The organism is Metallibacterium sp. (assembly GCF_054637675.1).
The window spans coordinates 1-16,096 of record NZ_JBTSRB010000014.1 but is presented as its reverse complement, the minus strand read 5'-3'; the positions used below and the strand labels follow the sequence as shown (position 1 = coordinate 16,096).

The 16,096-nt window shown below is 66.4% G+C and carries 9 protein-coding genes; 8 read left to right on the top strand and 1 reads right to left on the bottom strand.

Annotated features, from left to right (window positions below; genetic code table 11):
* Positions 1 to 202: 202 nt before the first annotated feature.
* Positions 203 to 655, bottom strand: coding sequence for a hypothetical protein (locus tag ACYDAT_RS06600; protein ID WP_461449127.1), 453 nt, complete (start codon positions 653 to 655; stop codon positions 203 to 205).
* A gap of 745 nt (positions 656 to 1,400) precedes the next feature.
* Between ACYDAT_RS06600 and ACYDAT_RS06595 the strand changes: the two genes are divergently transcribed.
* The 8 genes from ACYDAT_RS06595 to ACYDAT_RS06560 all read left to right on the top strand — a co-directional run bounded on the left by ACYDAT_RS06595 (position 1,401) and on the right by ACYDAT_RS06560 (position 16,065).
* Complete coding sequence (locus ACYDAT_RS06595) at positions 1,401 to 2,798, top strand: sensor histidine kinase (protein WP_461449125.1); 1,398 nt, start codon at positions 1,401 to 1,403, stop codon at positions 2,796 to 2,798.
* Entirely contained in the window at positions 2,795 to 3,244 is a 450-nt protein-coding gene (locus ACYDAT_RS06590) for a response regulator (RefSeq protein WP_461440246.1), read from the top strand. Before ACYDAT_RS06595 ends, ACYDAT_RS06590 begins: the two co-directional genes overlap by 4 nt.
* A 15-nt stretch (positions 3,245 to 3,259) precedes the next feature.
* Positions 3,260 to 5,851: a sensor domain-containing protein gene (locus ACYDAT_RS06585; protein ID WP_461449123.1), complete on the top strand. Its 2,592-nt coding sequence runs from the start codon at positions 3,260 to 3,262 to the stop codon at positions 5,849 to 5,851.
* A gap of 265 nt (positions 5,852 to 6,116) precedes the next feature.
* Positions 6,117 to 6,923 (top strand): sulfotransferase family protein, encoded by an 807-nt coding sequence (locus tag ACYDAT_RS06580; protein ID WP_461449121.1) that lies wholly within the window; start codon positions 6,117 to 6,119, stop codon positions 6,921 to 6,923.
* A gap of 68 nt (positions 6,924 to 6,991) precedes the next feature.
* On the top strand, positions 6,992 to 13,402 hold the full coding sequence (locus tag ACYDAT_RS06575) for an autotransporter-associated beta strand repeat-containing protein (protein ID WP_461449119.1): 6,411 nt from the start codon (positions 6,992 to 6,994) through the stop codon (positions 13,400 to 13,402).
* 835 nt (positions 13,403 to 14,237) lie between these two features.
* A complete protein-coding gene (locus ACYDAT_RS06570; RefSeq protein ID WP_461449117.1) occupies positions 14,238 to 14,681 on the top strand; it encodes a rhodanese-like domain-containing protein in 444 nt (147 codons plus the stop codon).
* Positions 14,682 to 14,683: 2 nt separating this feature from the next.
* Positions 14,684 to 15,124, top strand: coding sequence for a hotdog fold thioesterase (locus ACYDAT_RS06565; protein WP_461440555.1), 441 nt, complete (start codon positions 14,684 to 14,686; stop codon positions 15,122 to 15,124).
* Positions 15,121 to 16,065 (top strand): serine/threonine protein kinase, encoded by a 945-nt coding sequence (locus tag ACYDAT_RS06560; protein ID WP_461440556.1) that lies wholly within the window; start codon positions 15,121 to 15,123, stop codon positions 16,063 to 16,065. The genes ACYDAT_RS06565 and ACYDAT_RS06560 overlap by 4 nt, the downstream gene beginning before the upstream one ends.
* The last annotated feature ends 31 nt before the right edge of the window (positions 16,066 to 16,096 follow it).

Sequence of the window (16,096 nt, the reverse complement as noted above, 5' to 3'; positions counted from 1 at the left end):
GCGGCGAACCCCGAACCCCAGGCGGGGTGAAAATTCATCCAGGCGCATCGCACGCCTTGGCGGCGGCGTCGGCGGCTCCGACGGCGCTGCACGCCAGGATCGGGCAGCAGGCGCTGGAGATCGATTTTTGTCCGCCGCGCTCGGCAAGGCCGAGCCTGCCGAGCGTAAGCTGTCAAGGGTGATCTCGCGAGGGTTCGCGTGCTCAAAGGCCCTCGGTTCCGATGCCGAGCTTGGCCGGAATGATGCGTGCGCGCAGCGGATGCCACAGGGCACCGTGCCGGTTCGCCGCGCTCACGCTGGCGCACAAGGCTTCGGGCAGTGTCGAGTCCTTGTCGTGGGTGGTGGCGCCGTCACAGACGACGATCACGCCGGCACGCACGCGGCGATCGCGCAGGTGGCCGATGGCCAGGTCGACATACAGCGGCACGATGGTGGCGTCGACCACTTCCAGCACGATCGTCGCGGTTTCGGTGCCGACGCGGCGATCCGCGTCCTCGACCACCGCGCCGAGTGCCGCACCAAGTGCTTCAATTCCGACAGCAGCGAGATCCTGCATCCGTGGACACGCGATGCGAAACACCGCGCCGGAATAGCCGGGCGCATCGAGGGCCTCCACCTTGAATCCCGCCGCGGCGTCGGTACGCGTCGGAACCATCGCATCACCTCGTCGATCAGTACTCGTCAGCCTGATTGCAGACGCCGCGTGTTGGACGCAGCGAGCGGATCGACAGGATATTTCAGCCGCTCGGCGGCGCTGCAAAATTTCGTCAAGTTGTGCGGTGGCGCGCACATCCCGAGCACGCGCGTACGCCCATCGACCTGGCTGCCTTGCCGGCAAGCAAAGGAAGGTCTGAACAAGTTCAGACCTTCCCTAAGCCAGGGACGGCTTGTCCCAAACAGGCGAGTGCGGGGTCGACGCAGGGCTGCAGTGGCCGTGTTCGCGCCTGACCGCCCATCCGCCACCGGCGTGCAGCGGGTGTCGGCAAGACGCCTCGGCCTCCATGCCACGGCCAATTTCAACGGGCACGGGGACGGATTTCAACGAGCGCCAACGCCTGCCTTGCCTGGATTGAAGCACACGGCAAGGGATACGTTTTCCAAGGGCAAGATGAGGCGGTTCCCAGCGAACGCTGAACAAAACAATACATTTTCGTAATGCCGTGTCGATCAGGAAGTCAAAGCTGCTAGTGATTCATCCTGACGTATCGCGAAATGAAGGCTCCTCGGCGCTGGACGATTTCAAGCGAGTGCTTGGTTATGTCTGCACCCTGCGTAGCCGTTTTGGAAACTGCCGCCGCCGTTCACGACTGCAGCGAGCGGCGGCCGACAGTCCGCAGGTGACACCGATCTTGCCGGCATTCGGGAAAGATCACGTCCAACCAGGGCGCACGATGTCAACGATGCTCACCATCGAACGCAGGGTGCAGAGTATTTTGCTGGGGATGTTCGCGGCGCTGCTGGTCGCGATCGTGATGGCGTTTGCCTTCACACGCTACATGACCGCCACGGCGGGCTGGGTCAGTCATACCCATGCGGTCATGACCACCATCGAGACGACCAAGACCGATATCGCCCACGTGCTGTCTGATACGCGTGCCTATGTCATCACGGGAGACACCGCGTTTCTCGCCGTGAAAAAAAGAAAGATCGCCGATCTTCTTCAACAGCTCGCGCGGCTCCGTCGGATGACCTCGGACAACGCCACGGAGCAGGCGCATGTCCGCACGTTGACCGCGCTGGTCGGTGTCTGGCGCGCGCGGCTTGGCGATATTGAGCGTGCTCGGACCGTTCAGGGCTTTGCGGCCGCGGCGGCGCTGGTGCAAGAGCGCTACGCCGCGACGGCCTCCGAACCGATCCTCGGCGTTCTCGGTGACATGCATGCGGTGGAACAGCGGCTCCTGCAGCAGCGCCGCTCCAAAGAGGAGCGCTTGCGGCACATCGTCGTCGCGCTTTTCGTAGTGCTTGGATGTTTCGCGCTGATCCTGTCGCTGGTCGTCTATGGCCAGATCCGGCGACGCATGCGGCATTGGATCGAGGCCCAACATCAGCTCGAATATCTCAACAAGGATCTCGATCAGAAAACGCAGTCGCTGGAAGAGACCGTGCGCGACCTCGAGAGCTTCAGCTACTCCGTGTCCCATGACCTGCGCGCGCCGCTGCGGCATATCACCGGCTACGCCAGCATGCTGCTGGAAGACGCACCGGCGGGCCTCGACGCGGAAAGCACGCGGCATTTGCATGTGATCGCCGACAGCGCCCGGCACATGGGGGCGCTGATCGACGATCTGCTGGCCTTCTCGCGCCTCGGACGGAAGTCCATGGACGAGCAGCCGATCGACGTGCAGGGCCTTGTCGAAGGCGTCATCAACGAAATCTGCGGTGCGCGCAGCGACGGCGTTGCGTCGCCGGTGCGTCCCGTGGCGGCAGCGCTTCCGCCCTGCATCGGTGACCCCGCCCTGATCAGGCAGGTGTGGGTCAATCTGCTGTCGAACGCCATCAAGTACAGCGCGCCACGCGGTGTCGAAGCGCGCATCGAAGTCACCGGTGAGGCGAGTGAAGGCTGGACTCGCTACAGCGTCCGGGATAACGGCGTAGGCTTCGACATGCGTTATGCCGACAAGCTTTTCGGAGTTTTCCAGCGCCTGCATTCCCCGGAGCAGTTCGAGGGTACCGGCGTCGGCCTTGCCATCGTCCATCGGGTGGTGACGCGCCATGGGGGGCGCGTCAAAGCAGTCGGCGAGCCTGGCCACGGGGCCACATTTTCGTTCGAACTCCCCATCGCGGAGACCGCACCATGAATGACTATCAGAGCGTCGAAATCCTTTTGGTGGAGGACTCCCATGCCGATGCCGAGATGACCCAGCGCACGCTCAAGAAGCGCGGCATCGTCAACGACATCGCCTGGGTCAAGGATGGCGTCGAGGCGCTCGACTATCTGCGCTGCGAGGGCAGCTTTGCCGGGCGCAAGAACGGCAACCCCAGACTGGTTCTGCTCGACCTGAAGATGCCGCGCATGGATGGCCTGCAAGTGCTGAAGGCGATGCGCGAAGACGCGCGCACGCGGTGGATACCGGTGGTGATGATGACTTCATCGCGCGAGGAGGGAGATCTGCTCAAGAGCTACGCGCTGGGCGTCAACAGCTATATCGTCAAGCCGGTCGATTTCGAACAGTTCGCCGACACCGTCGCCCAGATCGGCATGTACTGGGTGCTGGCGAACCAGACGCCGGCACAGGCGCGGTGAGCCCAGGCTGCCACCATGGACATGTCCACCGCGAATGAACTGAGCGTCCTGTTTGTCGAGGACTCCGCGCTCGACATGGAACTGAGCCTGCATGAACTCAAAGGGCTCGGGCGCAAGCTGTCGGCGACCCGCGTGTCCGACGCGGACGCTCTTCGCGACGCACTGGACCGTTCGAGTCCCGACGTGATTCTCAGCGACTTTTCCATGCCCGGTTTCAGCGGCATGCATGCCTTGGAGATCGTGCGGGAGCTGGCACCGGAGATTCCATTCATCTTCGTGTCCGGCACAATCGGCGAAGAAGCCGCGATCGAGGCCTTGCAGCAGGGGGCAGCCGACTACGTGCTCAAGGAAAATCTGCGCCGCTTGCAGCCTGCCGTCGAACGGGCCCTGCGGACCGCCGCCGCCTGCCGGGAAATGCAAGGCATGCAGTGCGCCTTGCGCGAGAGCGAGGAGCGTTTTCGGACCATCGTGGAAACGACCGAGGACTGGGTCTGGGAGATGGACCTGCACTGCATCCACAACTATGTGAATAGCAGTGTGACGGAGATCCTCGGCTACTTGCCCGCCGAGGTCATGGGCCGCGATGCGCTGGAACTGATGCTTGACGAGGACCGCGCCGAGGTCGAGCGGATGTTGCCGAACCTGATGGCGGCGAAGAGGGGCTGGCATCGGTGGACGCTGCGCTGGCGTCATCGCGACGGCAGCATCCGGATCCTCGAGAGTACCGCCCATCCGGTGCTCGACCATGCGGGTGCGCTGATCGGCTATCGCGGCGTCGATCGCGACGTGACCGAACGCGTCCAGCAGGACGCCAAGATCCGGCAACTGGCGCGCATCCACGCCGTGCTGAGCGCCCTCGGCAACGCGGTTTTGCGTTCTCGTGACACGTCGGAGCTGCTCGACCTGTCCTGCCGATTGGCGGTCGCGCAGGGTGGATTCAAGGCGGCGGCGATCACGGCCCGCACGTCGGCGAACACGTTGACCATGACCAGCAGCTCCGGTGATCCGGCCATCCTGGCCCTGGTCGCACAACATGATCACCTGTCATTGGACCCGGCCGGTGTCAGTGAACCGCCCTTCATGCAGGCGATGCGGACGGCCTCGATGATCGTGACCCGCGATGGATCCGGCGCGGATGCGAGCGCCGGATGGCCCGCGGCGATGGCGCGTGCCGGCGTCGCCGCGCAGATATCGCTACCCATCGGCGCCGAAGCCTGGGGGGTCATGAGCCTGTTTGCCGGCACCCCCCAGACATTCGACGACGAAGAGATCGAACTGCTGCGACGGCTTACCGACGAAGTCGACTATGCGCGCGACTTCATCGACAAGAGCGAGCGACTGGAGTTCCTGGCCTACAACAACCCCACCACCAGCCTGCCCAATCGGACTGCCTTCCAGGATCTTCTCCTTTCCCGCCTGGAAAGCGGATCGCAAACGATCGCCATGATCGACATCGATCGCTTCCGCTACATCAATCGCACGCGCGGGCGACGTTTTGGCGACGCGCTCCTGCGCGAGGTCGGATCGCGCCTCAAGTCCCTCGTCCCCGAGGGTGCTCTCGTGGCGCACCCCGGCGATGACGCCTTCGTGCTTGCGTTCGCGCAGACCGGAACCGACGACGACGCCATCGGTGACATCGAAGCGCTGCTGCGCCGGTGCACGCAACGGCCCTTCATGATTCAAGGAGAGCAAGTCCATGCGCGGTTCCATTGCAGCGTGCTGATGGCGCCACTGCAAGCCCAGACCCCTGACGCCATCGAGCATGGGCTGGTCGCTGCGCTGGCCGAAGCCCAGTCGCTCGACCATCCGGTGCTGGCGTTCACGGAGGGGGCGCGTCAGCGCATGGCGCGGCGTGTCGAGATCGAACGTGACCTGCGACTCGCGCTGGGAAACAACGAGTTCGAACTTTATCTGCAGCCCAAGTACGGCGCGGTTTCCAGACAATTGACGGGCGCCGAGGTTTTGTTGCGGTGGCGGCATCCCACGCAGGGGCTGGTGTCACCCGCGGAGTTCATCCCGGTGCTGGAGGACACGGGGATGATCGTCGCGGTCGGTGCGTGGGTGCGCCAGGAAAGCCTGCGTATTACCCGGCGCTGGCAAGCTCGTGGCATGGGAACACGCCTGGCCGTCAATATCTCCGCGCGAGAATTGAGACAGGTGGACTTCATTGGCGATTACGAGGCCTTGTTGACCACTGCTGGCGATGGACGCGCTCTGGAAGTGGAGATCACCGAGAGTTTGTTGATGGATGACACCGAGCGCAGCATCTCGGTCTTGCAAAGGCTGCGCGCGCTCGGTTGCAGGATCGCGATCGACGACTTCGGCACCGGCTACTCGTCCCTGAGCTATCTCTCGCGGTTGCCGGCGGACGCGCTCAAGATCGATCAAAGCTTCGTCGACCGACTGGCGACCGACACGAGCACGTTGGCGCTGGTGAAAAACATCATCGAGCTGGCGCATTCCCTCGGGCTCACCGTCGTGGCCGAGGGCGTGGAGCATGAGGAACAGGCCAGGCTGCTACGCCGCATGGGCTGCGACGAGCTGCAGGGATTCCTGCTGGGGCGTCCGGTGCCCGTGGATGACTTCGAGCGCTCCGTTCTGGCCTGAATGTCGTTTTTCGGCCATACCGGCCATTCGCAAAGCCGATGGTTCCGCGTCATGGATTCCGAATCCAGACCCATGGTCAGGGTGACCACGGTCGGGCCCGAGACTCGGCGGCCTGAGCATACGCAATCGTAAAATGCTCTGTGGTCTTTCGCCGCAGGAAACCTGCAAAAATTGCGCACATCACATTTTTGATTTGATGGTGCGCGCGCGCCATAGGGATTGCCTAGCGGACGCGCCTCCAAGCTGAGCTTGCGAGGATTTCCTGGTGCGTTTCCACTGCATTTCCGGCCTGCCGCGTTCGGGCTCCACACTGCTGGCCGCGCTGCTGCGGCAGAACCCACGCTTCCACGCCGGCATGAGTGGCCCGGTGGCCGGCTTGGTCGGCAGCCTGCTCGGGGAAATGAGTGGGCGCAACGAGTTCTCGGTGTTCATCGACGACGCGCAGCGCCAGCGCGTGCTGCGCGGCGTCATCGAGAACTACTACGCCGACACGCCGGCGGAGGTGGTCTTCGATACCAGCCGCGCGTGGTGCGCGCGCATGGCGGTGCTGAAGACGCTGTATCCCGAGGCCAAGGTCATCGCCTGCGTGCGGCACATGCCGTGGATCATCGACAGCCTCGAGCGGCTGATCCGGCGTAATGCGTTGCAGCCGTCCTCGATCTTCAACTACACGCCGGGCGGCACGGTGTACTCGCGCGCCGAGGGCGTGGCCAACGGCGAGGGCATGGTCGGCTATGCCTACAACGCGCTGAAGGAGGCGTTCTTCGGCGAGGACAGCGCCAACCTGATGCTGCTGCAGTACGAGACGCTGACCGGCGATCCGGGCAAGGCGCTGGCCGCGCTCTACGCGTTCATCGGCGAGAAACCCTTCGAGCACGACTTCGCGCATATCGCCTTCGATGCCAGCGCCTTCGACCTCAAGGCCGGCACACCGGGACTGCACACCGTGCGACCCAAAGTGGGCGCGATCGAGCGCGAAACCATCCTGCCGCCGGACGTGTTCCGGCGTTTCGAGAACGACGCCTTCTGGCGCGACCCGGCGTTGAACAAGCGCGGCGTGCGCATCGTCTGAACCCTTTTCGCGTGCCCGGACGATCCGGCGCACGCTTTCATCGACTGTCATGACAAGAGAGTGATCGCATGAACCGTATTTACCGACTGGTCTGGAATCGCGCGCTGGGCGTGCTGCAAGTCGCTTCGGAATTGACCAAGGCCGTGCCGGGCGGCGCGGCGGGCAACGCGGCGCCACAGCGCCTGCGCCACTCGCGCCTGGCGCAGGCCTGTGCTGCCGCCTTGGCGCTGAGCCTGGGGGCGGTGGCATTCCCTGCGTGGGCCACACCCTCCACACCCTGCAACCCCAATACACCACCATCGGCGGGACAAACCTGTACCGGAGCCAGCGGTACTGCCGGCAGTAGCGGCACGTCCACTGCCGGCGGTGCCGGTGGCGCAGGCAGCACGCCGGGCAGCAACAACGGCGGTGCGGGTGGCTACGGCGCCAACGGCAGCGCAGGTCAGGGCGCCGCGGGCAGCGGCGGCGGCGGCGGCTTCGATGTGGTTGCATCCGGAGGCAGTGGAAATAGTGGCGGTGGCAGTGGCGGTTCCATTAGCGGTAGCGGTAGCGGTGGCGGTGGCGGCAGTTTGCAAACTCTAGGGCTGGGCGGCGGCGGCGGCGGCGCAGCCGGCTTGATCAACGGCGGTGGTGGTGGTGGCGGCGGCGGCGGCGGTCTGGGGCTGCTGCTGAGTGGTAGCGCCAGCAATGCGGGCACGATCAAGGGCGGCAGCGGCGGCAGCGGCGGCTTAGGCAGCGGCGGCATCGGCGGCGGCGGCGGCGGCGGCGGCGGCGCGGCCGTCTTGATGAACAGCAGCGGTGCAGCGCTCAGCAACCTCACGGGCGCGTTGATCTACGGCGGCAGTGGTGGCAGCCCTCCAGTAGGTGGGTCAGGTGGTGGCGGCGGTGCAGGGGTGTTGATCGCGGAGTCGGGCAGCCTCAGCAACAGCGGCCATATTACTGGGGGATCGGGAGGTGGTGGCACGGTTGACCTCGCGAGTGGTGGTGGCGGTGGTGCCGGCGTGGCGACGGGCGCGTATGCGATCACCGTGGACAATCAGACGGGGGGTCTGATCGCAGGCGGAACCGGCGGCAATTGCTATGACGCGTGCAGCAATGGCATTCAGGCGGGCACGGGTGGCAATGGGCTGGTGTCCGAAGGTGATCTCACCCTGACCAATGCCGGCACCCTGCAAGGCGGTAACGGCGGCAACGGCTTGTTCGCCATGGACAACGGCGGCAACGGGGGCGATGGTGCGCAACTGACGGCGGCGACCAGCGCCAGCAACCGTGGCAGCATCCTGGGAGGTAACGGGGGTGGGGGCGGCAGTGGTGCGATCGGCTATCAATACAACGGCGGCAACGGTGGTGCGGGCGGCGCGGGCTTGTGGCTGTTGAACACCACGTTCACCAACGTCGGCACGATCACCGGAGGCAATGGTGGCGCCGGTGGTGCTGCCGGCACGGGACACAGTGCGGGCGCCAACGGCGCGGGTGGCGAGGGCGTGATTGGTACCGGCGGCAGCACGGTGATCGACAGCGGCACGATCAGCGGCGGGATGTCGGGCGGCGGCAGCCCGACGCAAGCCGATGCCGTGCTGTTCAGCGGTGGCGGCAACACGCTGGAGCTGGAAGCCGGCTATACGCTGGTCGGCAACGTCATCAGCAGCAGCGGCACGACAAAGGGTGGCGACACCCTGGCTCTCGGTGGCAGCGCCAATGACAGCTTCAGCCTTGGCCAGATCGCCAGCACGGCGCCCACCAGCTACAGCGGCAGCACGCAGTTCTATGGCTTCGCCAACTATCTCAAGGAAGGCAGCAGCACCTGGACGCTGACGGGCACAGGCGCTAGCCAGAACTGGCAGGTGCAAGCCGGCACCCTGCAACTGGGTACCAGCGCGTTGGCAGCGACCCTGACGGGCGGCACGAACGGCTCGGCTACCGTTACCGTCGATGCCGGCGCGACTTTGTCTCTGGCGACCTCATCCAGCGCCAGCGGTTCGACGGGTGCTGCGGGCAGCAACGGCAGCAGCGGCAGCAGCGGCAGCAACGGCGGCAGCGGCAGCAGCGGCAGCAGCGGTGGTGCCGGTGTCACTGGCAGTGCGTTCACGGTGACCAACGGTGGAGTCATCACCGGCGGCACCGGCGGTGCCGGCGGCCTCGGTGGCATCGGCAGCATCCGCACCACCGGCGGCAACGGCGGCGACGGCGGCAACGGCGGTGCTGGTGTCGATGGCAGTGCGTTCACGCTGATCAACAGTGGGGTCATCACCGGCGGCACCGGTGGCACCGCCGGCACCGCCGGCACCGGTGGCACCGCCGGCACCGGCGGCATCGGCGGCAACGGTAGTGCCGGCGTCGACGGCAGTGCGTTCACGCTGACCAACAGCGGAACCATCACCGGCGGCACCGGCGGCATTGGCACCAACGGCCTCAACAGTGGCGGCACCGGCGGTGCCGGTGTGGTGTCCGCGGGCAATAGTATGGTGATCGACAGCGGCACCATTGCCGGCGGCATGGCCAATGATGGCTTTGGTGCGCAGGCGGACGCCATCGATTTCAGCGGTGGCGGCAACACGCTGGTGTTGGAAGCAGGTTCGGTAATAAACGGCAACGTGGTCAGCACCAGCGGGAGCACGAATGGTGGCGACACCTTGGCGCTGGGCGGCGATACCAACGCCAGTGGCGGTAACAGCTTCAACATGAGCGATGTCGATGCGACCTTGCCCGGCACTTACACCGCCACGCAGTACGTTGGCTTTGCGAACTTCCTCAAGGAAGGCAGCAGCACCTGGACGCTGACGGGTAATGGCAGCAGCAGCCAGAACTGGATGATCAGCGGCGGCACGCTGATCGGCAATAGCAGCAGCCTGATGGGCAATCTGACCTTCAACCCGGCCACGGGCGCCGCGACGCCGGAGGTCATCTTCAACCAGAGCGCCAACGGCACGTTTGCCGGCCTGATCTCCGGCAACGGCAATCTGCTGCTGAATGCCGCCAGCGGCGATGTCGGCCAATTGATCCTGACCGCCAACAACACCTACAGCGGCACGACAACGATTGAGGCCGGCACCTTGCAGGTGGGCAACGGGGGCAGCAGCGGATCACTGGGCAGCAACACCGGCGTGATCACCGACAACGGCACGCTGGCGTTTGACCTCTCCGGCACGACCACGCTGATGAACGTGATCGGCGGCAGCGGCAGCTTCGAGCAGATGGGCACGGGCACGACCATCCTCAATGGCGTCAACAGCTACACCGGCGGCACCACGGTCAGTGCCGGCACGCTGGAGATCGGCGATGCCACGCACGGCAATGCTTCGATTGCCGGTGATGTGACGGTCGACAGCGGCGGTACGCTGCGCGGCCACGGCACAATCGGCGGCAATGCGCTGATCGACAGCGGCGGCATCCTCGCCCCCGGCGGCAGCATCGGCACGCTGACGGTGGCCGGCAACCTGACGGCCGCACAAGGCAGCCTGCTGGATTATTCATTCGGCGCGCCGGCTGCATCCAACCCCTTCAGCAACTTCGGCACCGGCGACAGCGTGAGCGTCGGCGGCAATCTCAGCCTGAACGGCGCGACCTTGAACGTGACCGACGCCGGCGGCATGGGCGCGGGCTTGTACAACCTGTTCACCTACGGCGGTTCGCTGAGCGAAACCAATGGCGGCATCGCGCTGGGCACCACGCCCACGGGCAGCACGCTGAGCATCCAGAACCTCAGCAGCCAGAAGCAGATCAACCTGATCGACAGCACCGGGCTGACGCTGAACTTCTGGAACGCCAATGGCCAGGCCAGTGCCACGCAACTGGGTGGCGGCAGTGGGACGTGGTCGAACACGAATGCCGCGTGGACAGACGCCAACGCCGATGTGACCTTGGCGATGCAGCCACTGCCGGGCTTCGCCATCTTTGGCGGCACGCCGGGCACGGTGACGGTGGACGACAGCGCCGGCGCGGTCACGACCACCGGCATGCAGTTCGCCAGCAGCGGTTACACGCTTACCGGCAACACGCTGACCCTGGCCAGCAGCGGTGGTGCCGCGCCGATCCTCCGCGTCGGCGATGGCAACAGCGCCAGTGCAAGCTGGACGGCGACCATCGACAACGTGCTCGCTGGCAGCGCCGGGCTGGACAAGACCGACTACGGCACGCTGATTCTGGGTGGCAGCAACACCTATGCCGGCGGCACCACGATCAGCGGCGGCATGTTGCAGATCAGCTCGGATGTCAACCTGGGCGCGGCCAGCGGCGGGGTAACCCTGGACGGCGGCATCCTCGGCATCAGCGGCACGAGTGATACGACGACGGCGCGCAGCGTCACGCTGGGCAGCGCCGGCGGCGGCCTCGACATCGAGGATGCAGGCAACACCTTCACCTTGGCCTCGGCGCTGTCCGGCACGGGCGGCTTCGCCAAGCTGGGTGCGGGCAGCCTGATCCTGACGGGTGCCAACAGCTACAGCGGGGGTACCACGATCGCGCAAGGTTTGCTGCAGATCGGCAACGGTGGCGCGAGCGCCACGCTGGGCACCGGCAACGTACTGGACAACGGCGCACTGAGCTTCGACACCAGTGGCAGCAACACGCTGGCGGGCGTGCTCAGTGGCACAGGCAGCCTGGCGCAGATGGGCAGCGGCACCACGACCCTGACCGCCAACAACAGCTACAGCGGCACGACAATGATCGACGCCGGCACGCTGCAGGTGGGCAGTGGCGGCAGTAGCGGCAGCCTGGGCAGCAACACCAGCGCGATCACCGACAACGGCACGCTGGCGTTGGACCTCTCCGGCACGACCACGCTGATGAATGCGATCAGCGGCATCGGCAGCCTGACCCAGATGGGCAGCGGCACCACGATCCTGACCGGTGCCAACAGCTACAGCGGTACGACGACGATTGAGGCCGGCACCTTGCAGGTGGGCAACGGGGGCAGCAGCGGATCACTGGGCAGCAACACCGGCGCGATCACCGACAACGGCACGCTGGCGTTGGACCTCTCCGGCACGACCACGCTGATGAACGCGATCAGCGGCAGCGGCAGCTTGATCCAGATGGGCACGGGCACGACCATCCTCGATGGCCTCAACAGCTACAGCGGCGGCACCACGGTGAGTGCCGGTACGCTGGAGATCGGCGATGCCAACAGCCCGACGGCGGCGATTGCCGGCGACGTCAGCGTGGCCAGCGGCGCCACCCTGCGTGGCCATGGCACCATTGGCGGCAACGTGACCAACGCCGGCACGGTGATGCCGGGTGGCAGCATGGGCATCCTCACCATCAACGGCAATTACACACAATCCGCAGGCGCCACGCTGGCGCTAGGCGTCAGCCCGCAGACCGTGGCCGGAACCGGCTACAGCCAGTTGCAGGTGGGCGGCACAGCCAGTCTGGCGGGTGAATTGCTGATTGAACCGCTGGCCGGCAACTACAACGTCGGCAGCACGTACGATCTGCTGCATGCGGCGGGTGGCGTCTCGGGCACCTTTGCCAGCACTTTCAACAATCCGGCCTTCGCGGCCTACCTGACGCCCACCGTGAGCTACGCGGCAGACGACGTGACGCTGAAGCTCAATGCCAATCCAGCGGCCTTCAGCAGCAGCGTGCCGAACTTTGCCAGCACCAACAGTCTGGCGCTGGCCTCGACGTTCCAGACCGTTCTGGGCGGTGCCGGCAGCGCGCCGGGCATGGGCATGGGGCTGGGGCGCAAGGGCGCGTGGGTGCAGTACACCGGCGACAACGGCGGACTGGGTGGCACGCATCAAAGCACACGCATCGCGGCGCTGGGCTTTGGCGTGGCGCCCGAGCACGGCCTGGTCGTTGGCGGTGCGTTGACCGCCGACAACACCACCAGCTCGCAGGGCAACACGCGCGTGGACGGTCGGCCCAAGGCGGCGTTCGTGTACGCCATCGCGAATTACGGCAAGGTGCGTGCTGCGGTGAGTCTGGGCGCGGGCAGTCTGCGTGCGGACAGCACGCGCCTGATGCCGACCCTGGGTCTGGCCGCGAGCGCGCGCAGCACCGGCAGTTTCATCGGCTTCGCGGCGCGTGTGGATTCGCACTATGGCCTGGGTAACGGCGTGTTTGTCGAGCCCTACGCCAGCACCAGTTATGTGCACAGCCATTACGGCAGCACGACGGAGAGCGGCGCGGGCCTGCTGGATATCACCTACGGCGCATTCAACCAGACGCTGTGGCGCAACAGTGCGGGCGTGCGTCTGGGCCGCACGATTGCCTTGAGCGCGAGCACGCTGACACCCTGGGTGCAGGTGGGTGGCGAGGGCTTCACAGGCAATCGCAATCCGCTCAGCACCGAGATGATTGGTGCGCAAGCCATGCCGGTGAGTGGCACGGCCCTGCCGGGCGGCGCGTGGACCGCGGCGGCTGGACTGGACTGGCAAGGCCAAGGCCCGTGGCGCTTGAAACTGGCATGGCTGGGTGTGCACGGCCACCACTATCACAGCAATGGCGGCACGGTCCTGTTGCAGTACGTGTGGTGAGCGACTGAACAGACGGCATATGCGGCCCGGACTTTGCCGGGCCGCATCGATGAATCCATCGCAAGGGGACTTCACCACCACCCGGGCGACCGGCCGCTAGGGGCCGCACTGTGCCACTCGGACCACTCCGCCGCCAGTGCGGCCTCAACACCGGCGGCGCGGCCGGTGGCGGTCGGCTTGTTGGTGCGCGCCAAGAATTGAATGCATCGGGGCGATTTTGCGCGGCGGCGGCTGACCAGCCGCGGCTTGGCTCCAAGCATTTGCGATCAAGCGATTGCGCAGCAAGCGCATGGTCAGTGCCTTCGCGCACGCTTGGTCATTTTCCTTCCGTCGCGCAGCAACAAACCCGGAGCCGTCTTCTGGTCGTGAGCGCATGGCCCTCGCCGCCTGCCTGAAGCCACGCTGGGCGCTAGACCTGCTTGGGCGCAGCGTGGATGGTGAGGCGATGCATGATGTCGGGCACGCAGTTCCCCGGTGAACGCCCTGCGGAGTGTGATGTCGTGAGACGTGTGTGCGCCCCTCGAAGCCTCCTTTCGCAAACAGTTCGAGCAGCGCCGGCCAGCCCCCGTCAACGCCCTTGCGCATCGTCTCGCCCGCGGCCGCGCGCATGCGTTCGAAGTCCCGGCGCTCAAGCTTCTGGATTACCAGCTTCGCTGTTATGCAGCGCTTCCCGCCTTCGCGGGGATGACGGGAAGGAGTGGGTATTCCTGGCGCGCGCGCGATGCCGCGCCGGGGCCGCTGCGCGGCGTGCGCAGGGCGCCGCGCCACGCGTTCGTGCACGCGCGGCGCGGCGCGCCGATAATGACCGGCCTACCGCCTTCGCCGAGTGTCCCCGATGCACGAGTTTCTGCACCGCCTGCCCGCGTTCGCCGCCCAGCATGGTTTGCTGCTGGCGGCCTTCGCGGCCCTGATCCTGGCCCTGATCGTGACCGAGATCATGCGCCTGCGCCGCGGTTGGCAGGACGCCACGCCGGCCACGGTCACGCGCCTGCTCAATCGCGAGAGCGCGCTGCTGATCGATGTTTCGCCGCGCGCCGAGTACGACAAGGCGCACATCCCCGGCGCCAAGCACGTGGCCATGGACAAGTTCGATCCCGAACACAAGGATCTGGCCAAGCTCAAGGAGATGCCGGTGGTGGTGTGCTGCCGCAGCGGCATCACCTCGCAGCGCGCCGCCAAACGCCTGGTGCAGGCCGGTTTCAAGAATGTGCATAGTCTGGCGGGTGGCATCGCGGCCTGGCGTCAGGCCGATCTGCCGGTGGCCAAGGGCAAGAACTGAGCATGGGCATCTGGCGGACATCGCCGGATCTCGATGCACTCAATGCCGCCGCGCGTGGCACGCTGGCCGAGACGCTGGGAATCCGCCTCGCCGAGATCGGCGCGGATTTTCTGCGCGGCACCTTGCCGGTGGATGCGCGCACGTTGCAGCCGTTCGGCCTGCTGCACGGCGGTGCTTCCGCCGCGCTGGCCGAAACGTTGGGCAGCGTCGCCGCCAACCTGTGCTGCGCGCCGGGCACGCGCGCGGTCGGGCTGGAGCTCAACGCCAATCACCTGCGCGCGGTGCGCGCGGGCATGGTCACCGGCACCGCGCGGCCGTTGCATCTGGGCCGTGCCACGCAGGTCTGGGAGATCCGTATCGAGGACGCGGGCGGGCGCCTGAGCTGCGTGGCGCGGCTGACTTGCGCGGTGCTTGCGGAGCGCGCATCGAATCGCGACGCATGAGCCGTGAAGCACCCTACGCCGGGCTCGATCCCGAGCGCGTGCTGGATGCCGTGGATGCCGCGGGCCATGCCCCCGACGGACGCCTGCTGGCGCTGCCCAGCTACGAGAACCGCGTGTATCAGGTGGGCCTCGACGCTGGTGGTTTCGTGGTGGTCAAGTTTTATCGACCGGGGCGCTGGTCGGATGCGGCCATCGCCGAGGAGCATGATTTTGCCGCCGAACTGGCCGCCGCCGAACTGCCGGTGGTGGCGCCGCTGAGCTGCGCCGGGCACACGTTGCTGCGCCGTGGTGGATTTCGCTACACGCTGTATCCGCGCCGTGGCGGGCACGCGCCGGTGCTGGAATCCGCCGACACGCTGGCGTGGCTGGGACGCCTGCTGGCGCGCGTGCACGAGATCGGCGCGCGGCAGGCGTTTCGCGCGCGCGGCGCGCTCGACGTGGAAAGTTTTCTGCGTCAGCCGGCCGCGGCGGTGCTGGCCTCGGGCCTGCTGCCGGCACCGCGCGAGCGTGTCTATCGCGCCGCCATCGCGCGCCTGGATGCCGTGCTCGGCGCGCGTTTCGACGCCGTGGCGCCGCGCCGCCTGCGTCTGCATGGTGATTGCCACGCCGGCAACGTGTTGTGGGCCGAGTCCGGGCCGGCACTGGTCGATTTCGATGACGCACGCATGGGTCCGGCGGTGCAGGACTTGTGGATGCTGGCGACGGATGCCATCGCCATGGAGCAGTTGCTGGAAGGCTACGAGCAGATGCGTCCGTTCGATCGCGCCGAGCTGGCGCTGGTGCCGGCGTTGCGCGCGCTGCGCCAGGTGCACCACGCCGGCTGGATCGCGGCGCGCTGGCACGATCCGGCGTTTCCGCGCGCGTTTCCGTTCGCCGGCGAGGCACGCTGGTGGGACGAGCACCTCGCCGATCTCGAAGCGCTGATCGATTCGCTGGAATGAAGCGCCTGCTGTCCGCGGAGGACGCCAATGC

Excerpts from the sequence above, each read along its gene's own strand:
- ACYDAT_RS06600 (WP_461449127.1), bottom strand. The coding sequence starts at position 655 with ATGGTTCCGACGCGTACCGACGCCGCGGCGGGATTCAAGGTGGAGGCC.
- ACYDAT_RS06595 (WP_461449125.1), top strand. The coding sequence starts at position 1,401 with ATGCTCACCATCGAACGCAGGGTGCAGAGTATTTTGCTGGGGATGTTC.
- ACYDAT_RS06590 (WP_461440246.1), top strand. The coding sequence starts at position 2,795 with ATGAATGACTATCAGAGCGTCGAAATCCTTTTGGTGGAGGACTCCCAT.
- ACYDAT_RS06585 (WP_461449123.1), top strand. The coding sequence starts at position 3,260 with ATGGACATGTCCACCGCGAATGAACTGAGCGTCCTGTTTGTCGAGGAC.
- ACYDAT_RS06575 (WP_461449119.1), top strand. The coding sequence starts at position 6,992 with ATGAACCGTATTTACCGACTGGTCTGGAATCGCGCGCTGGGCGTGCTG.
- ACYDAT_RS06570 (WP_461449117.1), top strand. The coding sequence starts at position 14,238 with ATGCACGAGTTTCTGCACCGCCTGCCCGCGTTCGCCGCCCAGCATGGT.
- ACYDAT_RS06565 (WP_461440555.1), top strand. The coding sequence starts at position 14,684 with ATGGGCATCTGGCGGACATCGCCGGATCTCGATGCACTCAATGCCGCC.
- ACYDAT_RS06560 (WP_461440556.1), top strand. The coding sequence starts at position 15,121 with ATGAGCCGTGAAGCACCCTACGCCGGGCTCGATCCCGAGCGCGTGCTG.